This window comes from Paenibacillus wynnii, assembly GCF_030812855.1.
GTDB classification, from domain to species: domain Bacteria; phylum Bacillota; class Bacilli; order Paenibacillales; family Paenibacillaceae; genus Paenibacillus_AQ; species Paenibacillus_AQ wynnii_A.
In genome coordinates this window covers 145,311-166,920 of the sequence record NZ_JAUSTK010000003.1, presented here as the reverse complement: position 1 = coordinate 166,920, position 21,610 = coordinate 145,311, and the positions used below count along the sequence as shown (strand labels likewise).

At 47.5% G+C, this 21,610-nt stretch carries 21 protein-coding genes; all 21 read left to right on the top strand.

The window, feature by feature from the left end:
- Positions 1 to 8: 8 nt before the first annotated feature.
- Positions 9 to 1,190, top strand: coding sequence for an exonuclease SbcCD subunit D (locus J2T20_RS04765; protein ID WP_307586089.1), 1,182 nt, complete (start codon positions 9 to 11; stop codon positions 1,188 to 1,190).
- Positions 1,191 to 4,625, top strand: a complete 3,435-nt coding sequence (locus J2T20_RS04760; protein ID WP_307586088.1) for an AAA family ATPase — start codon at positions 1,191 to 1,193, stop codon at positions 4,623 to 4,625.
- 430 nt (positions 4,626 to 5,055) lie between these two features.
- Positions 5,056 to 5,415, top strand: coding sequence for a histidine triad nucleotide-binding protein (locus J2T20_RS04755; protein WP_307586087.1), 360 nt, complete (start codon positions 5,056 to 5,058; stop codon positions 5,413 to 5,415).
- Positions 5,416 to 5,550: 135 nt separating this feature from the next.
- Positions 5,551 to 5,724 (top strand): 30S ribosomal protein S21, encoded by a 174-nt coding sequence (gene rpsU / locus J2T20_RS04750; protein ID WP_036657994.1) that lies wholly within the window; start codon positions 5,551 to 5,553, stop codon positions 5,722 to 5,724.
- A 15-nt stretch (positions 5,725 to 5,739) separates the two neighbouring features.
- On the top strand, positions 5,740 to 6,183 hold the full coding sequence (locus tag J2T20_RS04745; protein WP_036657988.1) for a GatB/YqeY domain-containing protein: 444 nt from the start codon (positions 5,740 to 5,742) through the stop codon (positions 6,181 to 6,183).
- 105 nt (positions 6,184 to 6,288) lie between these two features.
- Positions 6,289 to 7,692 (top strand): NfeD family protein, encoded by a 1,404-nt coding sequence (locus J2T20_RS04740; RefSeq protein ID WP_373457755.1) that lies wholly within the window; start codon positions 6,289 to 6,291, stop codon positions 7,690 to 7,692.
- A gap of 60 nt (positions 7,693 to 7,752) precedes the next feature.
- Positions 7,753 to 8,754, top strand: a complete 1,002-nt coding sequence (gene floA / locus J2T20_RS04735; protein WP_373457754.1) for a flotillin-like protein FloA — start codon at positions 7,753 to 7,755, stop codon at positions 8,752 to 8,754.
- 16 nt (positions 8,755 to 8,770) lie between these two features.
- The gene (locus tag J2T20_RS04730; RefSeq protein WP_307586071.1) at positions 8,771 to 9,349 is read left to right on the top strand and encodes a hypothetical protein; all 579 of its coding nucleotides are present in this window, start codon (positions 8,771 to 8,773) and stop codon (positions 9,347 to 9,349) included.
- Between the two features lie 134 nt (positions 9,350 to 9,483).
- Positions 9,484 to 9,777 carry a sporulation protein YqfC gene (yqfC, locus tag J2T20_RS04725; RefSeq protein ID WP_307586069.1) on the top strand — a complete coding sequence of 98 codons (294 nt, stop codon included), beginning with the start codon at positions 9,484 to 9,486 and terminating at the stop codon, positions 9,775 to 9,777.
- On the top strand, positions 9,774 to 10,964 hold the full coding sequence (gene yqfD, locus J2T20_RS04720; RefSeq protein ID WP_307586067.1) for a sporulation protein YqfD: 1,191 nt from the start codon (positions 9,774 to 9,776) through the stop codon (positions 10,962 to 10,964). The genes yqfC and yqfD overlap by 4 nt, the downstream gene beginning before the upstream one ends.
- Positions 10,965 to 10,970: 6 nt before the next feature.
- Positions 10,971 to 11,942 carry a PhoH family protein gene (locus J2T20_RS04715; RefSeq protein WP_307586066.1) on the top strand — a complete coding sequence of 324 codons (972 nt, stop codon included), beginning with the start codon at positions 10,971 to 10,973 and terminating at the stop codon, positions 11,940 to 11,942.
- Positions 11,943 to 11,958: 16 nt separating this feature from the next.
- On the top strand, positions 11,959 to 14,211 hold the full coding sequence (locus J2T20_RS04710) for an HD family phosphohydrolase (RefSeq protein ID WP_307586064.1): 2,253 nt from the start codon (positions 11,959 to 11,961) through the stop codon (positions 14,209 to 14,211).
- Positions 14,208 to 14,705 (top strand): rRNA maturation RNase YbeY, encoded by a 498-nt coding sequence (gene ybeY, locus J2T20_RS04705; protein WP_307586062.1) that lies wholly within the window; start codon positions 14,208 to 14,210, stop codon positions 14,703 to 14,705. Before J2T20_RS04710 ends, ybeY begins: the two co-directional genes overlap by 4 nt.
- Positions 14,705 to 15,100, top strand: coding sequence for a diacylglycerol kinase family protein (locus J2T20_RS04700; RefSeq protein ID WP_307586060.1), 396 nt, complete (start codon positions 14,705 to 14,707; stop codon positions 15,098 to 15,100). Before ybeY ends, J2T20_RS04700 begins: the two co-directional genes overlap by 1 nt.
- A 73-nt stretch (positions 15,101 to 15,173) precedes the next feature.
- Entirely contained in the window at positions 15,174 to 15,596 is a 423-nt protein-coding gene (gene cdd, locus J2T20_RS04695; RefSeq protein WP_307586058.1) for a cytidine deaminase, read from the top strand.
- 528 nt (positions 15,597 to 16,124) lie between these two features.
- Positions 16,125 to 17,018, top strand: coding sequence for a GTPase Era (gene era, locus J2T20_RS04690; RefSeq protein WP_307586056.1), 894 nt, complete (start codon positions 16,125 to 16,127; stop codon positions 17,016 to 17,018).
- 103 nt (positions 17,019 to 17,121) lie between these two features.
- Entirely contained in the window at positions 17,122 to 17,265 is a 144-nt protein-coding gene (locus tag J2T20_RS04685) for a YqzL family protein (protein WP_307586054.1), read from the top strand.
- Positions 17,266 to 17,301: 36 nt separating this feature from the next.
- A complete protein-coding gene (gene recO / locus J2T20_RS04680; protein WP_307586052.1) occupies positions 17,302 to 18,057 on the top strand; it encodes a DNA repair protein RecO in 756 nt (251 codons plus the stop codon).
- 42 nt (positions 18,058 to 18,099) lie between these two features.
- Positions 18,100 to 18,273: a hypothetical protein gene (locus J2T20_RS04675; RefSeq protein WP_307586050.1), complete on the top strand. Its 174-nt coding sequence runs from the start codon at positions 18,100 to 18,102 to the stop codon at positions 18,271 to 18,273.
- Positions 18,274 to 18,490: 217 nt separating this feature from the next.
- Positions 18,491 to 19,378, top strand: a complete 888-nt coding sequence (gene glyQ / locus J2T20_RS04670) for a glycine--tRNA ligase subunit alpha (RefSeq protein WP_307586049.1) — start codon at positions 18,491 to 18,493, stop codon at positions 19,376 to 19,378.
- Complete coding sequence (glyS, locus tag J2T20_RS04665) at positions 19,371 to 21,446, top strand: glycine--tRNA ligase subunit beta (protein WP_307586048.1); 2,076 nt, start codon at positions 19,371 to 19,373, stop codon at positions 21,444 to 21,446. The genes glyQ and glyS overlap by 8 nt, the downstream gene beginning before the upstream one ends.
- Positions 21,447 to 21,610 lie beyond the last annotated feature (164 nt).

Below are 21,610 nucleotides of genomic sequence, written 5' to 3'. Positions count from 1 at the left end.
GGCGGGGAATGCGGATACTACATACGGGAGACTGGCATTTAGGCCGTACGTTGGAAGGTAGAAGCCGGATGAAAGAGCAGGAGCAATTCATAGATGAGCTTGTGGAGATTGCTGATGAACAACAGGTGGATATTATCCTGATGGCGGGTGATGTCTATGATTCTGTTAATCCTCCGGCGGCTGCAGAGCAATTGTTCTATGATGCTGCTGCGAGGTTAACTGCAGGTGGCAGACCGCTGGTCGTCATAGCAGGTAATCATGATCAGCCCGAACGTGTCTCCTCCGTATCCCCGCTTGTTCTAAGACAGGGAATTACTTTGGTAGGTCTCCCTACTTCGGAGCCGGTTACGATTCATACGGCCCGAACAGGAGAGATTGCCAAGATTGCAGCACTTCCTTATCCCTCGGAAGCCCGTCTCGGTGAACTACTGGCAGGTGATGGGGATGAGTCACAGCTTCGACTTGCTTATAGCGCCCGAGTCGGAAAACTTATGCAGCTTTTAGGTCGGGAATTTACGCCTAAGACGGTTAATTTGGCTATGAGCCATATTTATGTACTCGGGGGTGTAGAGTCTGACTCTGAACGGCCTATTCAAGTGGGTGGAGCCTATACAGTAGATCCCTCTGCACTTTCCTCAGGTGCGCAATATACGGCACTTGGGCATCTTCATCGTGCACAGCGGGTCAAAGGGGACGGGATGATCCGCTACAGTGGCTCTCCGCTAGCCTATAGCTTCTCCGAAGCAGGACAGGCAAAGTCCGTGACATTAGTCGATGTTGAACCTGGTGGAGAGCCTGTATTCGAAGAAATCTATCTGCGCTGCGGACGACCGCTAGTGAGATGGAGCTCAACCGGAGGACTTGATGAAGTGTATCGCTGGCTCGATGAGAGCAGAGATCTCTCTGCTTTTATTGATCTGGAGATTCGGCTGACTGAAGCTATGTCTATGAATGATATTCAGCGCTTGCGCAAATCCCGGGAAGGGATTATTCATATCCGGCCGATTTATCCGCAGATGGAAGGGGAACTGGAAGTCTCTCCGCGTTCACGTATGCCCGTACAAGAGCTGTTCCGTAAGTTTTATCAGCGCCAGACGGGTGGAGCCGAGCCTGATGATAGTCTGGTAGAGCTGTTTCTTGAGCTTACGCAAGAAGAGTCGCGCGAGCAGAGTGAAGAGGAGGAGAACTAAGTGAAGCCGATTTTATTAAAAGTAGCAGGTCTGCAGAGCTATCGGGAGCAGCAGGAAATTGACTTTACCAGTCTGTGCGAAACCGGCCTGTTTGGAATATTCGGACCGACCGGAAGCGGGAAATCCAGTCTGCTGGATGCTATTACTTTAGCCATGTACGGCAAGGTAGAGCGGGCTGTTAACGGGACCCAAGGCATTATGAATCACTCGGAGGATTCACTTAGTGTGGCTTTTACATTCGAGCTGACCTCTTCCGAAGGAACTCGGCGCTACCGTGTTGAGCGGAGATTCAAGCGAACCGGCGAACAGTCTGTCAGCAATACGATTAGCCGGTTTGTCGAGATTACTTCTGACGGCGAGAATGTTATGGCGGACAAGCTGGCAGATGTAACCCGGTGTGTAGAGGAAAAAATAGGTCTCAAAATGGATGATTTCACCCGTGCGGTAGTACTCCCGCAGGGTAAATTTGCTGAATTTCTCTCGCTCCGCGGTGTAGATCGCAGACAAATGCTGCAGCGGCTGTTCCATCTGGAACAATACGGTGATCATTTGGCTATTAAGCTTAGCAAAAGAGTCAAAGACAATGAGGCTGCGCTTCGAGCGGTTGAAGCGGAGCAGCAGGGACTTGGAACCGCAGGTGAGCAGGATGTTGAGGCTGCTGCGGAACGATTGCAGGAGGCTGTTATATATGCGGCAGAGTGCCGCCGTAAATTAGAGATTGCGATTAAAGTATCGGAGAAATATGCCAAAATCCGCGACCTGCAGGAAGAGCGGACCCGGAGGGAACTGCAGCGTCAGGGACTGCTGGCACAGGAGGAGAGCATCCTCCTGCTGGAGAAGAGACTCGGCCAAGCGGATGAGGCCGAGAAGTTACTTCCCTCTCTCAAAGGCTGGAGAGAGTCGGAAGGTGCTTGGAAGAGCCTCCAGACCCGCGCCGAGGGGCTGGAGGTGCAGTCCGCAGCCGCCGCAGAAGCAGCGGCGCGTACCGTCGAGGCCGAAGCGGCGGCGCTGGCCGCGCTTGCGGCGGAAGAGCCGGCCCTCCGCGAGGGGGCGGACAAGTTCCGGCGTGCGCTCGAGCTTACAGCCGAGCGCGACCTTTTGCGGCGCGAGCTGGCTTCGCTCGCTGAGCGCCGCGGGGGCGCCTCCCGCAGGCTGGAAGCCCTGCGGGAGAGCCAGGCCCGGGAGCGGGAGCTTCTGGCCAAGGGCCAAAAGCGGCAGCAGGAGCTGCAGGCGCAGCTGCAGCCGCTGGGCGTCCGCTCCCAGGACCGGCAGTCTCTGCAGGAAGCCATGCAGAGACTGCAAGGTCTGCGCTCAGCTGAATCCCACTGGGATTCAGCTGAGCGTGAGCGCCGCGAGCGGGCGGTGACGCTTGCGGCAGCGCAGCAGCGGCTCGCGGAAGCCGCGGCGCGGCGCTCGCAGCTGGAAGCCCTCCGATCAGGTATGATCGGAGAGGCAGCGCTGCATATGGAGAAGCTGCTTGCAGCGGAGGAAGCCTCCGGTATCGTAACGGAGAAGTTGGAACTCCACAACAGCACTCTAGAAGCAGTACTCAAGAGCAGGGAGATTCACAGGTTGTCGCTAGCCTTAGCCTTGGATCTGGAAGAGGGACAACCGTGCCCGGTCTGCGGCAGTAATCATCATCCTCACCCGGCATCATTAGAAGGGAACGGGGAGCAGGATATACAAGAAATAGAGCTGGAAGCAGCCCGTTCATTATTCAAGCAGGTGCTGGAAGCCCAACACGTCCTCCGCAGCTTGCGGGAGCAAGATCATGCCTGGCTGGATCAGATCTACGGGGACGGTTCAATAGCTTCACTGAGTATTCCTGCCGCAACTGGAACTGAGCAAAAATTCAATGATGAAGCAGTTTTGTCCTTTGTTCCCTCCTTGAATAAGAATGTGCCGGATCAATGTACACTGACTGAGCTGAATACCCTTATTGCTGAGTTAAAAGAACACTCCACAGAGCTGCGTCGGACTGCGGTAGAATGGCAGCGCTCCATGAACGAAGCCCAGCAGAGCTTTCTGAAAGAATCCGCCAGTGCTGAAGCTGAGAGCGGATGGGGAGCCGGAATTGCTGCCAAGGCGGAAGAACTGGGTAGCCAGTTATCTACTTTACGGCAGAGCTGGAAGCAACAGTTCCCCCTTTTAGCCCCAGAGGACGCAGAGCAAGCGTATCGTGAATTATTACTTAAGGATGAACAGGCAGAGGAGATCCGCGGACGGTTAGAGATTAGCGTCAAATTTCTTGAGGACAAGAACCTGGCACTCCAACGAATGGGGGAGGAACTTGCAGGACTGGACATCGAACTGGCCCAATGGAATGCTCAATTTGAAGGTAAGGAAGAACTGCTTGGTGAGAAGGAACAACGCCTGCTCCAATATACTGGAGGGCAGGAAGCAAGAACTCTGTTGTCAGAATGTGAAAGTCGCCTGCAACAGCTTATAGCGGTAGCGGATGAATCTAAGCAGCAACAGCGTTCAGCGGCGGAAAAAGCCCAAGAGGATAGTAAGGTAGCTGCTATTGCCCGTCAGGCGGCAGAGTCCGCCAGGGAGCATTTTGCAGCGTCCTCCCTGAATTGGGAGGCAAGATTATCCGTCTCATTATTCACTTCAGCTCTTGAAGTGGAAGGAGCTACCCTGACCCTAGAGGAGCGGGAAGCCGCATCTGGCCGTGTGCGGACTCACCGTGATCAGGAAGTGGAAGTAAACTTGCAACTGCGACACATTGACGAGAAGCTGGAGGGAGCCAGTCTGAGCCAGGAGGATTGGCTGGAAAGTGTAACCGTGCTGACCCAATGCAAGGAAGATGACGAAATGTCGCTTCAGAGCCGGGCACGTGGGGAAAGAGACTTGGAGGATATAAGGCACAGGCATATCCGATGGAAGGCATTGGAGGAACAGAGGAAGGAGTACGGGCTAACCCAGAACCGCTTGTCCAAGCTGCAATCTTGTTTACGAGGGAATGCCTTTGTCGAATATATTGCCGAGGAGCAGTTAATGCAGGTATGCCAGGCGGCCTCTCAGCGTCTGCGTTTCTTGAGTAAGCAACGTTATGCGCTTGAAGTGGACTCCGGTGGCGGTTTTGTAATTCGGGATGATGGGAACGGTGGAGTTAGACGCCCTGTATCAACCCTGTCCGGAGGAGAGACCTTTTTAACATCTCTTTCCTTAGCGCTGGCTCTTTCGGCACAAATTCAGCTGCGCGGCCAGTATCCTTTACAATTTTTCTTCTTGGATGAAGGATTTGGCACTCTGGATCCTGAATTGCTTGATACCGTAATAACTTCATTGGAAAAACTTCATAATGACCAGCTCTCTGTTGGCATTATCAGCCATGTCCCTGAGCTTCGGGCACGTTTGCCGCGTAAGCTGGTAATCATACCTGCTGAACAGGGCGGCGGCGGTTCACGTATAATTTTGGAAAAAATGTGACCTTAGATTAACAATGTGACAACGATCACAGATACAGTATCAACCTGCTGTTATAATACAGCTAAGCCGACAAACATTTTGAAACACCTCGGCGGACGTATGATTGGGAGTACCTACTTCTTAATTATACGTGCGCCGCCGAATCAGCTTTATAAGCTGTGAAGGGTGTTTCTTTTTTTTGTCTATTTTTATCATTGTATGCTCCCTGTACCTTTTTTATTTGCCTCGAATAACTGGCTGTATTAGATACAGCTAGACTTATTATGGTTTTTGGATTTATTAAGTATAATTCCCCCCTTCATCTACCCTTTCGTTATCCATTCATTCCATGCTATGATGTACAAATAAATCGATGTTACCGAGCCAGTATTGTTATGGTGAAGCCGTACAGTTGATTTACACTCCACTAATTATAGGAGGAAGCAGTTGAATGGAGACCGTGTTCAGCAAAATTATTGAAGGGGTTATTCCCTGCAAAAAAGTTTTTGAAAATGATCGGATTCTAGCATTCTACGATATTGAGCCTGCTGCACCTGTGCATGTGCTAATTATCCCGAAGAAGTATATTGCTTCCATGAACGAGGTTACTTCAGAGGATCTTCCGCTGATTGCCGAAATTCATAGTGTAGCGCAGCAAATTGCAGTTGAGCTTGGAGTAGCAGAATCTGGTTATCGCTTGATCAATAATTGCGGACCTGACAGCGGGCAAGCCGTTCACCATCTTCATTACCATTTGCTTGGGGGAGCCAAGCTGGGGGCATTAACCGGAAATTCATCGTCACACGCATAAATTTTACTACAAGTCTTGAAGGACTTGAAAAAAAATTGCCGTGATGGTTGACACGTTATTTCGGTTTGACCTATAATGTAATTTGATGAACCGTGTTATGCTCTTGGACGGTCTGGTCGGAGGGAGGGGAAACTGGTGTCTGAAACGAAAGTTCGTAAAAACGAGACAATTGATGCTGCACTTCGTCGCTTTAAACGTTCCATCGCTAAAGATGGTGTCTTGGCTGAGGTGAAAAAACGCAAACATTATGAAAAGCCAAGCGTTAAGAAAAAGCTGAAGTCTGAGGCTGCTCGTAAGAGAAAGTTTTAGGAGGATTACCCACGCATGAATCTTAGCGAAAGATTGAACGAAGATATGAAGCAAGCGATGAGGGATAAGGACAAGTTCACTCTTTCCACAATCCGCATGATTCGTTCGACAATAAAGTATCTTGAAATAGATGTAAAGAGAACATTAGACGACAACGAAGTGCTTGATATCCTAAGTCGTGAAATCAAACAGCGCAAAGATGCCCTCCAAGAATTTGAAAAGGCGGGTCGCGATGAGCTTTCCGCGACTACAAAGGCAGAGATCGAGATTATCCATAAGTATCTTCCCGAGCAGCTTTCCGAAGAAGAAATTAAAGTCATTGTACAGCAGACCATCCAGGAAACCGGTGCTTCTTCGAAAAGTGAAATGGGCAAAGTTATGAGTGCGCTAATGCCTAAAGTTAAAGGACGCGCCGATGGTAAGCTTGTGAACCAAGCGGTTCAACAATTTCTGCAATAATATAACGCTAACACCCCTTGCAAAAGGGGTGTTTTTCTTTTTTTGGAACGATGTTAGGAGAAGTATCGTAATAGGGCTTAGAAGGTAACCTATATGGAGTGATCCATGTGCGAAGGAGTGAATATCTTGGGCGTATTACGGAAAATAGTACTGGTCAGTATAACCAATTTACTTATTTTTCTGTTCTTCATCCCGCTTTTAGCAGGAGTCAACGCAGCGGGGAGTGTGGCCGCTTCTGATACTGCCAACAGTAAGCCGAAGAGCGGTCCTGTATTTATCATACCGGTGGATCAGGAGATCGAAAGAGGGCTTCAGCGTTTTTTGGAGCGTGGCTTTGAAGAAGCGGCGAATTATGGCGCCGTGCTGATTGTGTTGGAAATTGATACACCAGGGGGTCTGGTAGATACAGCGGAGGAAATAGGGGCTATGGTAAGAGAGAGTCCTATTCCAACGGTCGCCTACATCAAAGGAGATGCGGCTTCAGCTGGCAGCTACATAGCTTTAAATGCAAATAAAATTATCATGAAACCAGGGAGTATGATCGGTTCCGCTTCTCTTGTGGATATGACCGGGAAAGCCGTTAATGACGCCAAGCTGGTATCCTTTTGGAAGTCAAAAATGGTAGGCGCTGCCGCATTAAATGGTCGCGACCCGGAAATTGCTGCCGGAATGACTGACAGTAATATTGTAGTTAATAAGCCGGAGCTGGGTGTTAACAAAGCTAAGGGCCAGATCATTGCGCTTACCAGCGACCAGGCGTTAAAGGCTGGCTACACAGATGATATCGCAGACACACCGGAAGAAGCCATTTCAACGCTTGGGTATTCATTAGATGACATTCTTCGCGTTAAACATACCGGAGCTGAAAAAATGTCGCAATTCCTGACAAATCCGATTATTATGACGATTTTACTCTTTATCGGGATCGCCGGAGTAGTGATTGAACTGCTTGTACCCGGGTTTGGGGCGCCGGGAATCATAGGGCTGTTGGCGTTTATTCTCTATTTCTTCGGTAACTATGTAGCTGGATTTGCCGGTGCAGAGACATGGCTATTGTTTATTCTCGGATTGGTTATGCTGGTGGTAGAACTATTTGTTCCGAGTTTTGGCATATTGGGGATCCTGGGTTCTGTAAGTCTAATTGCAGGTGTTGTAAGGGCCGCCTACAGTTTCACCCATGCATTATTTAGTCTAGGTATCGCGTTTGCCGCAGCAACGGTGGTAATTATCATTGTGGCAATATCATTCAAAGAACGCGGGATATGGAATCGATTTATACTGGCGGATAGTCTGACTAAGGAACGGGGCTTTGTGCCGGTTAAAGAAAAGATTACACTCCTTGGAAGCAAGGGTACAAGTCTTACATCGTTGCGTCCGGCAGGCACGGCAATCATAGAGGGTGAACGTATTGATGTGGTCACAGAAGGCAGCTTTATCGATGCAAACCTGCCTATAGTTGTAATAAAGGTGGAAGGTGTACGGATTGTTGTGAAAGAATTCAAGGAATAAGGTAAACTAGGTTAAGCGTGGAAATAAACACCAAATTATAAACGGAGGTAATTTTAAATTATGGAGGCATCTCTTATTACAGTTTTATTGATCGCGGTTGCCGTGATCATCTTGTTAAGCGTCTTTTTCAGCTTTTTCCCGGTTATGCTGTGGGTTTCAGCATGGGCTTCTGGTGTAAGAATCAGTATTATTACTCTGGTTGCCATGAGATTACGTCGTGTAACACCAAGTCGAATTGTAAATCCTTTAATTAAAGCAACTAAGGCAGGATTAGGTATTAATATTAACGAGCTCGAAAGTCACTATTTGGCAGGCGGTAATGTAGACCGTGTTGTAAATGCTCTTATCGCTGCCCAACGTGCGGACATACCTTTGGAGTTCACACGTGCCGCTGCGATCGACCTTGCTGGACGCGATGTGCTGTTGGCTGTTCAGATGAGTGTAAATCCACGTGTTATTGAGACTCCGATTGTTGCAGCTGTGGCCAAAAACGGGATTGAGGTAAAAGTTAAAGCCCGTGTTACAGTACGTGCTAACATTGATCGTCTCGTCGGCGGTGCTGGGGAAGAAACCATAATCGCCCGTGTCGGCGAAGGAATTGTAACCACTGTCGGTTCCAGTAATTCACATAAGGACGTTCTGGAAAACCCTGATTCTATTTCTCGAATGGTTCTATCCAAAGGCTTGGATTCAGGAACGGCGTTTGAGATCTTGTCTATAGATATTGCAGATATCGATGTAGGTAAGAACATTGGTGCTTATCTTCAAACAGAGCAGGCTGAAGCGGATAAACGTATCGCTCAGGCCAAAGCCGAAGAACGCAGAGCCATGGCGGTAGCGCATGAGCAAGAGATGAAAGCGCGCGTGGTTGAGATGAGAGCGTTGGTGGTAGAAGCTGAATCTCAAGTTCCACTGGCGTTGTCAGAAGCTCTGCGCGAAGGGAAAATGGGCGTTATGGACTATATGAACCTGAAGAATATCGAGGCTGATACTCAAATGCGGGGTTCACTGAGTAAATTGAATGATCAAGATAATGCCGGCGATTCAAAAACAAATAAATAAGGGGATGTGATATCCCATGAGCTGGATATATATCATAGGTGTGATTGTGTTTGCCATTGTGTCCAATGTGAATAAGGCGAAAAAAGGCAGCGATAATAAGAAACGGGCTCCGCGTGGAGCCATGCCAACCTTTGGCGGTGAGGGAAAGGATATTTTTGCGAAAATGCGTGGATACATGGAGGGTGAAGCTGAGCGGAAGCCACAAGCACAGGGTAGCGGTTTCCCCGTTCCAGGTAAATTACACCCGCAAACTCCGGAAAGACCATTCTCTTCCCCTTCGGTGAGCGAATATAATGCAACCCCTGATTACGAGACTGGTGAAGGTTCATCCATGGAGCAGCCTGGAGGGGGAAGTCTAGAAACCCGTATTAAGGAAATGGACCAGGAATTAGACCGATTGTATTCTGCCTTTAATCAGATAAGCGCTACCGATGACATCAAGGAAAACAGCCCGGCTTCTACCTCAAGAGTAATGGAGGCATCGGATAAACACACATCAATACACTCTAAGCAGTTGCAAAACGGTTTGATTTGGGCTGAAATACTGAGCCCTCCGCGTTCGAAACGTCCATTTAATTCCCGTAGAGAAGGCTGATACCGGCCTGTCTACATTGCTGAAGCCCGCGACCTGCGTTAGGTCGCGGGCTTTTTTTTTGTACGACACTTCTTCTCATAAAAAGTAGTGCTACCGCATAAGGTGTACAGTAGAGGAAGGGGGAGCGTCTATATATGACCCGGATCGGCCGGAGGCTGCGGGGATGGACAAACGGGATGCTGGATCTGCCGCAGGATTTGCTGCATGATATGCCCCGGATCACCCTGATCGGCAACAAGGAGTTGTATGTTGAGAACCATCGTGGTGTACTGCATTTTTCTTCAGAATTGTTGAAGCTTGCTTTATCTAAGGGATCCTTGGAGATATCAGGTAAAGGTCTGGAGATTAGGACCATATTGGGTCAGGAATTGGCTGTAGAAGGAATAATCGGAGAGATCAGATATAAGGAAAGTGAGGAGAGCTCATGAAGGAAGCACCTCTGTCATGGCTGCGGGGGGTCGTTACACTTCACGTGACTGGGCCGCAGGTAGAACTGTTTATTAATGCCCTTACCGGTCTTGGTATAGTCATCTGGGATGTGAAGCCCGTGAAGAGCGGCCTGAATCTGAAGCTGCTGCTGAATGATTTCTATGCTCTCCGGCCGCTTTTGAAAAAGACAGGCTGTCGAATACATATTACAAACCGTAGTGGATTACCTTTTATAACTGCGAGGCTTTGGAGACGAAAATTTTTTGCAGCGGGTTTACTGTTTTTCGGTATTGCGCTTTTTTTACTATCGTCTATGGTGTGGAGTGTAGATGTGGAGGGGAATGAACGCATTGCTGCCGAGGATGTGCTCGATGCGGCCCGCCAAGAGGGGGTTTTTCCATTTCAGTGGATTTGGCGTATGGAGGATCCGGACAAGCTTTCTAGAGAGCTCACGGTACGGTTGCCGGGCACATCCTGGATTGGGGTGCAGCGAACCGGTACAGCAGTGAAGATACAGATCGTGGAAGCTGTGCAACCGGAGAAGAAGCCTTTGTATAGTCAGCGACATCTGGTTAGCAGGACGGATGCCGTAGTTACCGAAATTTATGCGGAGCAGGGAAGACCTGTTGTAGGCCGTAATACCCGAGTAAAGAAAGGGGATATTCTGATCTCCGGAGCTCTGGGCGATGAAGAGAGCATTCAATACGTAGTGGCTAAAGGCGAGGTTAAGGGCCTGGTATGGCATGAGTATAATATAAACGTACCCTTGAAGACGGATGTCAATTCTTATACAGGCCAACGTAAAGATCATTCTTATCTGGTTCTGGGCAAATGGGCGGTACAACTGTGGGGTTATGGCAAATCTCCTTTTGAGAAATCCAATACTCTTACGGAGAAGGTTCCTTTATCCTGGCGCTCTATCCATATGCCAATCGGGTGGATGACGGAGAAGGAATTGGAGGTTGAGGTCAAGACAGTCACTTTAACTCCTCAGGAGGCCCGTGATAAGGGTTTGGAGATTGCAAAGAACGATATTTTAGCCCATTACGGCAATGATAGCGTCCTCAAAAGCCAAAAAATTTTGCATGAGAAGAGAGAGAATGGTAAAGTTTATATGAAAGTGCTTTTTGAAGTGGAAGAGAGAATTGCGGAAGAACTTCCGATAGTATACAACCGAGGAGAATGAGGCTACTTGTCAGAACAGACTGAAAGCATACGGATATCACTGCAAAATGCGGGAGAAGCACAAGCGCTATTTGGCCCGCAGGATGGATTTCTGAAAATAATCGAGTCTGAAATACACGCTATTATTGATTCCCGTGAAGCTGAATTGACAATCCGGGGGGCAGAGCGGGAAGTAGATATGCTAGGTCAGCTCTTTAATGTGTTGCTTTCCCTGATCCGAAGTGGATATGTTCTTAGTGAACGGGATATAAAATATGCTGTGGAGTTGGCAAAGGATTTTCGTGCGGATCAGTTGCTTGATCTGTTCAAAGGCGAAATTACAACTACCTTCCGCGGAAAGCCCATCCGTGTCAAAACGATTGGTCAGAAACATTATGTGACGACTATCAAAAAACGGGATATAGTATTTGGTATTGGACCTGCAGGAACAGGCAAGACGTATCTTGCAGTAGTTCTAGCCGTAACGGCTCTTAAAGAAGGCTCCGTTAAGAAAATTGTCCTCACTCGTCCGGCTGTAGAGGCTGGAGAGAGCTTGGGGTTCCTTCCAGGCGATTTGCAGGAAAAGGTAGATCCATATCTACGCCCGCTTTATGACGCCTTATTCGACGTTATGGGGCCAGATCAGGTTGCCAAAGCCCTTGAGCGCGGAATAATTGAAATTGCGCCCCTTGCCTACATGCGGGGGCGTACACTCGAAGATTCCTTTATTATTCTTGATGAAGCACAGAACACAACACCGGAGCAAATGAAAATGTTCCTGACACGACTCGGTTTCGGATCCAAGATGGTCATTACAGGCGACGTAACCCAGATTGACTTGCCACGGGGCAAGAAATCCGGTTTGAATGAAGCCAAGGCGATTTTGTCAGGTATAGAAGAGCTTGGCTTTGTCTTCTTTGGGGAACAGGATGTAGTTCGGCATTCCCTGGTTCAAAAAATTATTGTTGCCTATGACCGCTCTGCCGAAAACCTCGACTAAAAAGGGGATTGTCTTCATGGCTTCAAAGCAACCGTCTAAACTTAGTGGATTTGTATATAGTAACTACGGCTGGAAGTATAGCGCGCTTACGCGCTATACTCTCTTTGCGCTGCTGGGTATTTTGTTCTACATCAGCTTAAGCTCTGATCTCCTGCCTAAACGGTATGATATTAAAGAAAATACTTATAGCGCTAAAGAAATAACCGCCCCCATGAGGATACCTGATAACAAGGCTACTCTGAAAGCGCAAGAAGAAGCAGCTGAACAGGTACAGCCCAAATACAAGATCATTCCGACTCGAAGTGAGAATCTAGTTACTTCGCTGCTGGATCGGATCGATCGTCTTAATCAAGATGATTCCATTTCTCAAAGCGATAAGACTGGAATTTACCGAGAGGAAATTCCTCAGCGGGCTCGGGACTTTTTATTGAATTTTGTGTCTTCGAGTCGAAGTAGCAATGCCTACTCCGAGCATTTGCTGGATGAGATGCAATCTAAGATCAAGGAACAAACTTATGTCATCCCGGAAGAGACTTTTATTAAAATTCCGCGTCTGACATCACAGGATATTATAGAGATGAAGCCTGTTGCCCGGGAGATTGTGATTCGGCTTATGAACGACCAGATTTCCGATGCCCAGACAGCGAGAGCCAAGGTAGCCGAGCTTGTCAGTGTTAGCTCCCTCACTCAACGAACTGCACGCGAAGTGGTACAAGAGATAACTAGATTGGTGATCACAAGTAATAAGTTTTATGACGAGGACGCTACTAAGGAAGCGGAGGTTCAAGCCCGCGAGAATACGCCTCAAGTGTTTATAGAACAAGGCGAAGTAATGGTCAAAAAAGGAGAACTTATTACTCCGGAACTGTACAAGTTTCTGGATGAGAATAAAATGCTCCGTAATGAAGTTAATTACTTACCGCAGCTAGGCTTGCTGCTTCTTGTATCCATGCTCACTTTTGGACTTCTTACTTTTATTAGATACAATGGAACATCGGGCTTTAAATACAACAATTCCCAGCTGTTGATGCTGGTTCTTGTCTTTGCAATTACCATAATTTCTATGCGGTTGGCGGCATATCTGCAAACAGATGCCCGACCTTACATAGGTTTTCTGGCTCCCGTTGCCATTGGATCCATGCTGGTAGCTATGCTGCTTGATATTACACTGGCCTATTTTTGTTCGATTCTCTTTGCTATATTGGCGAGTATTATATTAAATGTTCAACAAAATACAATTTTCGACTTTACTTTCGGATTCTTTGTCCTGATTGTTTCGTATGTGGCTATTTTTGCTACCCACCGCGCTGGACAGCGTTCTACTTTGCTTAAGGGCGGTATAATGGTATCGCTTTTCGGGGCTTTGACAGTCTTTATCCTATCTCTACTAAACGGCGGGGTTTGGAAAGAAGTAGATACGTTGTATGCTCTCGGGTTTTCTTTTGCGGGGGGATTGATAACGGCGGTGTTGGTAATCGGACTCATGCCATTCTTTGAAACCACCTTTGGCATTCTTTCAGCCTTGAAGCTGGTGGAGTTATCCAATCCCAATCATCCGCTGCTCCGCAAGCTGCTTACTGAAACACCAGGAACCTATCATCATAGTGTAATGGTTGGCAATTTGTCTGAGGCGGCTGCGGAGGCCATTGGGGCGGATGGATTGCTATGCCGAGTAGGATCCTATTATCACGACATTGGTAAAACCAAACGCCCATTCTATTTTATAGAAAACCAGAATGGGATGGAGAATCCGCATGACTCGATAGAACCTAAGCTAAGTAAGTCTATCATTGTAGCCCATGCGCGCGACGGTGTGGAGATGCTGAAGGAATACAAGCTGCCTAAGCCGATACGCGATATTGCCGAGCAGCATCACGGTACAACCTTTTTGCATTATTTTTATCATAAAGCACTGCGACTTGCAGAAGATAAGGGTTGTGAGCCTGATTTCACCGAGGATGACTTCCGTTACCCCGGTCCGAAGGCCCAATCGAAGGAATCGGCAGTTGTGGGAATTGCTGACAGTGTAGAGGCGGCAGTGCGTTCGCTACGCAAACCTACAGTGAGTCAGGTAGAGACAATGATTGAAAAGATTATCAAAAGCCGGCTCGATGATCATCAATTTGATGAGTGCGATCTAACGATTAAAGAACTGGAAACTATATCACGGACGCTTAAAGAGACGGTAATGGGCATTTTCCATTCGAGGATAGAATATCCCGAAGATATGCGTAAACCGAAAAAAGAGGAAGGGGCTGTAAATGGATGAGCCTACAGATGATTTGGAACAACGAGCAGAATGAATTTGAGATTAGTGATTCTCTTATTGAACTTCTGGAGACCATTTTGCAAAAAGCGGGTGAGCTTGAGGGTGTAGATGAGGGTGAGGTTGATCTTACCTTTGTGAATAATGAGCGTATTCATGAGCTAAACCGGGATTTCCGCGGTATTGACCGCCCTACAGATGTGTTGTCTTTTGCTATGAACGATACCGGGGAAGATGAGCCGGAGATCATATATGAAGTAGAAGAGGGCGAGGAATCTGAGGAGATTCCTAATGCGCTCGGAGATATCATAATCTCCGTAACACGAGCACAAGAACAGGCAGCGGAGTATGGACATTCCCTGGAACGTGAGCTTGGATTCCTGTTCGTACATGGCTTTTTGCATTTATTAGGCTATGACCATCAGGATGAAGCTACCGAGGCTGAGATGATGTCTAAACAGGAGCATGTACTAAGCCAAGTCGGGCTGACACGCTAATGGTTAAGAACACAGCAGTGGGCCATAAAAAATTCTGGCACTCTTTTCGCTTTGCGGCGCAGGGAATCGCAAGTGCATTCAGAAGCGAACTGAATATGAAGGTGCACAGCGGGCTAGCTGTTGTTGTTCTTGTTGCTGCTGCTTTGTTCAGGCTCCCGCCGATTAGTTGGATGCTGCTTCTTCTTGCGATAACTCTTGTGTTGAGTGCTGAACTACTCAATACTGCGATCGAAGCGGCTGTAGATCTCATATCGTCGGACATTCATCCACTGGCTAAGACCGCAAAAGATACCGCCGCAGGTGCTGTCCTGCTTACGGCGGTGTTTGCTGTTATTACGGGGATATATGTCTTTTACCATCCCGTGATGGACTGGATTACAGGACTTATGTCATAATCAGTGTACTTCCATCACGAACAATAGGTTTACGAAGCCGGTTTTGCTCTACAAAACTTTTAGGGGGACAACTATGAATACCGCTTTACTTCTTCAAGAAGCCGCTAAAGCACGCGCTAATGCGTATATCCCTTATTCCCGCTTCGGAGTGGGCGCTGCTCTACTTGATCAAGACGGGCATGTGCATCACGGCTGCAATGTGGAAAATGCAGCTTTCGGACCTACCAATTGTGCTGAGCGCACCGCGTTATTTCGTGCTGTAGCCGACGGTCATAAACCCGGATCCTTCAAAGCAATCGCCGTTATTGCCGATACGGATGAGCCTGTATCTCCTTGCGGCGTATGCCGTCAAGTTATGATTGAGCTATGTCATCCCGATATGAAGGTTATTCTTGGTAACCTTAAGGGAGAGATGAGAGAGACTACGGTACGTGATCTTCTGCCAGGTGCATTTGGTCCTGCAGATCTAGAACAAGGACAAGCGCCTGAGTTGTAATTAGCTATACTTGCACTTTCTGCAGTTAAACGCCTTGAGAATTATCAAATGTTCATTTTAACTGTATAATATGCAACTATATACTCAAAATTGTTATGGTGTGGCTTTAGGTGAGCAATATAACTGCAATAAATGCAGTTAAATCGATATAATCAATGATTCAGGATTATTTTATTGTACAAAATACAATTAAAGCTAAAACTTGTGGTGTGTTTAGAGTTACATAGGGTTGGTAGTAAGCGATGCGGCATAGCCGCCAGCGCCTGTTAGCACACTCCTTATCAGATAACACCAAAAGTAACACAATGCTCCATCTTCTTCGACTTTACCGTCGCCGCAGTTAAGCGTGTTCCCGCAAGGGAACGTTAGCGCTCCAAGCACCATTACCCTCCAATGCTCCGTTCGTCGCAGGTACGCCCATTCCGGGTGTCCAGAGGGCCGGGGCCCTTGGGGTCCCCCTTGGCTAAGGGGGATTTAGGGGGATCGAAAAAGTTTTTAAAATAAGAACCATCTTGGAAGGAAGATCATATGAAATTCAAATCAGGGTTTGTGGCAATTGTCGGCAGACCGAACGTAGGTAAATCGACTTTAATGAATCAGGTTATCGGGCAGAAGATTGCGATCATGTCAGACAAACCGCAAACAACAAGAAACAAAATTCATGGAGTTTACACCAATAACCAATCACAAATCGTTTTCCTGGATACACCCGGAATTCATAAACGTCAATCAAAGCTTGGCGATTACATGAACTCGACTGCATTAAGCACACTGGGTGAAGTAGAGGCCGTGCTGTTTCTTGTAGACGCCGCAGAAGGAATGGGCGGTGGTGACCGTTATATTGCTGAACAACTAAATAATGTGAAAACACCAGTTATCCTCGTCCTTAACAAAATAGACAAGCTGGAGCCCGAGGCTCTTTTACCGCTGATGGCGGAATACCGTAAGTTGCATGACTTTGCTGAGATCATCCCAGTGTCCGCCAAATTTGGCAGCAATGTGAATACACTGCTTGACCAGCTTCAGAAATATTTGCCGGAGGGGCCGCAATACTATCCTGCAGATCAAATAACGGATCATCCGGAGCAGTTTGTTATCGCTGAGCTTATTCGGGAGAAAATTTTGCATTTAACTCGCGAAGAAGTGCCGCATTCTATTGCAGTTGCGATTGAAGATATGAAGCTTGAACCTAATGGCGTCGTACATGTATCTGCGGTTATTTTTGTGGAACGTGATTCCCAAAAGGGAATTATTATCGGGAAACAGGGTGCGCTTCTTAAGGAAGTAGGAAGACGGGCACGTACGGACATTGAGAATTTGCTGGGCTCCAAAATATTTTTGGAATTATGGGTAAAAGTCAAAAAAGATTGGCGCAATCAGGATCGCGTACTGCGTGATTTAGGCTTCCATAAAGATCTTTAAACCTCCAACATGTTGTTGGCAGGAATTGCAAGGATAGAACCTGTATCATCGCACATCCTAATTTCGAAGAGACATCGTGTTTCCGAAGAAAGGATGAATACGAATGCGAGACTTTTCGTGGAAGTATTTTGCAATGACTGGAGATGTCGACGCATACCTGCTGTACAAGCAAGCCGGTGAGCCGCCAGTGAACGACGGGGATCTGCTGATGGGGGAAGAGAAGGATTATGATGAAGAAGCGCAGTAAGGATTGGTTGCTTGCCGAATGGTTGGGAGAAGAGGCATGCTACACAGGGTGGAAGGGATCGTCATCCGCAGCATGGACTACGGTGAAGGGAACGCAATCATTACGCTTTGCACCGAGAATGCCGGTAAGGTAGGGGTTCTGGTGAGAGGTGCTAAGAAGGCGAGAAGCCGACATGCTGCGCTCATTCAACCGTTTACTGTCGGACAATTTGTTTTTTTTAGAAATAACGGCGGTTTAGGGACGCTTAATTCGGGTGAGATCACGGAGTCTCATCATCCATTACGTGAAGATTTAGTGAAAGCTGCTTACTCTTCTTATGCTTGCGAGCTGCTGGATCGTGTACTCCATGATGAAGAAACAGGCAGCTTCTGGTTTCGTCAGCTTGCTGCTTGTCTAAACGGATTGGAAGAAGGAAAAGAGCCTGGGGTCATTATAAATGTTTATGAGATGAAGATCTTACAGGCTGCAGGTTACGGCCCACAGTTGGAACATTGTGTGATATGCGGACGTGAGAAGCCTGATGATCAACTATTGATCAGCCCCCGCCTTGGCGGGGTGCTCTGCCGCAGCTGCAAGCATAATGATCCTCCTTCCATGGAGATTTCCCCGCGATCATTGAAGCTGCTGAGACTGTTCGCTAAGCTTGATTTAACAAGGCTTGGGAATGTGGATGTTAAAGCGGATACCCGTGAGGAATTGAAAAAGGTCATGAGAGCCATCATGGATTTCCAGCTTGGGCTTAGGCTCAAGTCGCAAAATTTCTTGGATCAACTGGATAAGTATAATATTTGACGAAACGAGAAAATTCCGTTACTATGGGTACAGTTTCTTTTTGTGAATAAAACAGCCGTTGTAACTCCAACTTATGGAGAGACGTGCAGTGATCGGGAAAGTAATGAACCTAAGATCCAATTCAGCGAGCCGGGGGCAGTGGAAGCCTGGCAGGATAATGTTCATGAACAGGGCACCCGGGAGTGCGTAGAGGGCAGTGAAAAGTGGATTTCGTGATGAGAGTACCGGCTGAATGAAGGCTGGTTCCGTAGCGAAATCAAGTAGGGTGGAACCGCGGGAGATTATTAGCTCTCGTCCCTATGTCTGTATATCAGGCATGGGGGCGGGAGCTTTTTGTTCTGTGGCAAGGACTGTTTTACAGAAATTGTTCTCAGAACGACCGTTACGCCGTCGTGCAATAAAACTTGTGAAAAGCGAAGGAGCCGGTGGAATTATGAATTTTCAGCAGATGATTTTGACGCTGCAGCAGTTTTGGGCAGAACACAACTGTATTATCGTCCAACCGTATGATACGGAAAAAGGGGCGGGCACTATGAACCCTATGACTTTTTTGCGTTCGCTAGGACCTGAGCCGTGGAAAGTGGCTTATGTTGAGCCGTCCCGCCGCCCATCGGACGGACGTTACGGAGAAAACCCTAACCGTCTATACCAGCATCATCAATTTCAAGTGATTATCAAACCATCACCGGATAATATTCAAGAAATTTATCTAGATAGTCTGAAAGCACTTGGTGTTGAACCGCTGCTACATGACATTCGTTTTGTTGAAGACAACTGGGAAAATCCGTCGTTAGGCTGTGCAGGTTTAGGTTGGGAAGTATGGCTGGATGGTATGGAAATCACACAGTTCACTTACTTCCAACAAGTCGGAGGTATTGAAGCTAATCCGGTTGCCGTAGAAATTACATACGGTATGGAACGGTTGGCGTCCTATATACAGGATAAAGAAAATGTGTTCGATTTGGAATGGGTAGACGGTATCACGTATGGTGACGTATTCCATCAACCGGAGTTCGAGCATTCAACCTATACCTTTGAGGTTTCGGATGTCAAAATGCTTTTCACGTTGTTTAATACCTACGAGGAAGAAGCACGCAGAGCCATGGAGAAGAATCTTGTGTTCCCTGCTTATGATTATGTGCTTAAATGCTCACACACATTCAATCTGCTGGATGCGCGCGGAGCCATCAGTGTAACCGAACGTACCGGATTTATAACAAGAGTACGTAATCTTGCCCGGACTGTAGCGGCGACCTATATGGAGGAACGCGAGAAGCTGGGCTTCCCGCTGCTGAAGAAAGAAGGTGCTGAACATGTCTAAAGACTTGTTGTTTGAAATTGGTCTGGAAGAAATACCTGCTCGCTTTATTCGAGCAGCAATGGAGCAGCTTCAAGATAGAACTTCTAAATGGCTGGAGGCTTCTCGTATTGCGCATAGTGGTGTCACCGCGTATGCAACACCCCGTCGACTTGCCGTTCTAGTCAAGGAGGTTGCTGAGAAGCAGCAAGATATCAGTGAAGAGGTTAAAGGTCCTGCCCGTAAAATTGCTTTGGACGCAGCAGGCGAATGGAGCAAAGCAGCGCTTGGCTTTGCCCGCAGTCAAGGTGTAACTCCTGAACAGTTTACTTTCAAAGAGCTTGGCGGTGTGGAATACATTTACGCTACCAGAAATAGTGATGGAGTCGAAACAGCTTCCCTGCTTACTGAGGGACTTAACGGGATCGTAAGTGCCATGACTTTTCCGAAAAATATGCGCTGGGGAACTCATGATTTCAAATTTGTCCGCCCGATCCGTTGGATGGTGGCGCTCTTCGGCACAGATGTAGTAAATTTGGAAATCACAGGTGTTAAAGCCGGGAATGTAAGCCGTGGGCACCGTTTCTTGGGATCCGAAGCCGTGATCACAGAGCCCTCAGCGTATGTGGAAAGCTTGCGTGCTCAACATGTACTTGTGGATGTAAAGGAACGTGAACAGCTGATCCTGGATCAAATCAACACTCTTGCGAAGGAAAAAGACTGGACCATTGCGATTAAAGAAGATCTGTTAGAAGAAGTGCTGTTCCTTGTCGAAACACCAACCGTCCTTTTTGGAACCTTCGACCCCTCTTTCCTGCATATACCGCAGGATGTGCTTATTACTTCGATGCGCGAGCACCAACGTTATTTCCCGGTACTGGATGCGACAGGCAAACTGCTGCCCTTTTTCGTAACGGTTCGTAACGGTAATGCTGTATCGCTGGATGTGATTGCAAAAGGTAATGAGAAGGTGCTTCGTGCCCGTCTTTCGGATGCTAAATTCTTCTATCAAGAGGATCAAAAGCTTAAGATTGAGGATGCGCTGGCTAAGCTGGAAAATATCGTGTACCACGAAGAGATGGGCAGTATCGGTGATAAAGTTCGCCGGATTCGACAAATTGCTGATGCTTTGTCCCTGAAGTTGGGTCTTGCAGCAACTACTGCAGCAGAGGTTAGCCGTACGGCTGAAATTTGCAAATTCGATCTGGTTACACAGATGGTCTATGAATTCCCTGAGCTTCAAGGAACTATGGGTGAAGATTACGCCCGTAAAGCCGGAGAGTCGGATACTGTCGCTAAAGCCATATTCGAGCACTATCAGCCACGTTTTGCAGGAGAAGCAGTTCCTGCATCAGAAGCTGGATATGTCGTGAGTATCGCTGATAAAATCGACACCATCGTCGGCTGTTTCTCGATTGGTATAATTCCTACAGGCTCTCAGGATCCTTATGCGCTGCGTCGTCAAGCGGCCGGGATTGTACAAATTGTTCTGGAACATAAGCTGTCCATCAGTCTGCAGGAAATATTTGAAATTGCTGCACAGGTTCATGAAAAATCACGTAATATGAAACATTCTGGTACCGAACTGCGTATAAACCTGTACGAGTTCTTCGGACTTCGTGTAAAACGTTTATTATCCGACAATGTGCGCTACGATGTTGTGGATGCAGTTATTGCGGCAGGCTATGATGATGTTGTGGCCGTAGTCTCCAGAAGCCGTGCGCTTAATGATGCCGTGCAGACCCAAGAGGACTTCAAAATCACCGTAGATTCTTTCAACCGGGTTGGTAATTTGGCAGCCAAGGCACAAGGTGGATCTGTAGATCCTGCTCTGCTGTCAGATGATGCTGAAGTTAAACTTTTCGAGACTTGGCAATCTCTTCACGCCCCATATCATGAAGCGTTGTCTGCTAGAAATGCGGACGAGGCACTTCGTATCCTTTCAGGATTAAAAGATGCGGTTACCGGATTTTTTGATTCAGTTATGGTTATGGCGGATGACGAGAAGGTACGTTCCAATCGTCTGGCTTTGTTGGCCGGTATTGATGCGGATACAAAAGTCTTTGCGGATTTTAGCAAGCTGGTCTGGTAATTTTACAGGGATTTTTATGAAAAATGAACCTCTCATGGTATAGAATGATGGATTAGGGTATAAATATACGGAACGGTGCCAATGCGTCTCTTTGTCATCCGTTCCGTATTTATGCTTTTCAAAGAAGGATTTCATACCGTCAGCGCGTATATATATTACACGGG

Excerpts from the sequence above, each read along its gene's own strand:
- J2T20_RS04700 (WP_307586060.1), top strand. The coding sequence starts at position 14,705 with ATGGTTAAGAACACAGCAGTGGGCCATAAAAAATTCTGGCACTCTTTT.
- yqfC (WP_307586069.1), top strand. The coding sequence starts at position 9,484 with ATGACCCGGATCGGCCGGAGGCTGCGGGGATGGACAAACGGGATGCTG.
- glyS (WP_307586048.1), top strand. The coding sequence starts at position 19,371 with ATGTCTAAAGACTTGTTGTTTGAAATTGGTCTGGAAGAAATACCTGCT.
- J2T20_RS04765 (WP_307586089.1), top strand. The coding sequence starts at position 9 with ATGCGGATACTACATACGGGAGACTGGCATTTAGGCCGTACGTTGGAA.
- floA (WP_373457754.1), top strand. The coding sequence starts at position 7,753 with ATGGAGGCATCTCTTATTACAGTTTTATTGATCGCGGTTGCCGTGATC.
- era (WP_307586056.1), top strand. The coding sequence starts at position 16,125 with ATGAAATTCAAATCAGGGTTTGTGGCAATTGTCGGCAGACCGAACGTA.
- yqfD (WP_307586067.1), top strand. The coding sequence starts at position 9,774 with ATGAAGGAAGCACCTCTGTCATGGCTGCGGGGGGTCGTTACACTTCAC.
- glyQ (WP_307586049.1), top strand. The coding sequence starts at position 18,491 with ATGAATTTTCAGCAGATGATTTTGACGCTGCAGCAGTTTTGGGCAGAA.
- J2T20_RS04745 (WP_036657988.1), top strand. The coding sequence starts at position 5,740 with ATGAATCTTAGCGAAAGATTGAACGAAGATATGAAGCAAGCGATGAGG.
- J2T20_RS04710 (WP_307586064.1), top strand. The coding sequence starts at position 11,959 with ATGGCTTCAAAGCAACCGTCTAAACTTAGTGGATTTGTATATAGTAAC.
- cdd (WP_307586058.1), top strand. The coding sequence starts at position 15,174 with ATGAATACCGCTTTACTTCTTCAAGAAGCCGCTAAAGCACGCGCTAAT.
- recO (WP_307586052.1), top strand. The coding sequence starts at position 17,302 with ATGCTACACAGGGTGGAAGGGATCGTCATCCGCAGCATGGACTACGGT.
- J2T20_RS04755 (WP_307586087.1), top strand. The coding sequence starts at position 5,056 with ATGGAGACCGTGTTCAGCAAAATTATTGAAGGGGTTATTCCCTGCAAA.
- J2T20_RS04730 (WP_307586071.1), top strand. The coding sequence starts at position 8,771 with ATGAGCTGGATATATATCATAGGTGTGATTGTGTTTGCCATTGTGTCC.
- J2T20_RS04740 (WP_373457755.1), top strand. The coding sequence starts at position 6,289 with ATGTGCGAAGGAGTGAATATCTTGGGCGTATTACGGAAAATAGTACTG.
- ybeY (WP_307586062.1), top strand. The coding sequence starts at position 14,208 with ATGAGCCTACAGATGATTTGGAACAACGAGCAGAATGAATTTGAGATT.
- J2T20_RS04685 (WP_307586054.1), top strand. The coding sequence starts at position 17,122 with ATGCGAGACTTTTCGTGGAAGTATTTTGCAATGACTGGAGATGTCGAC.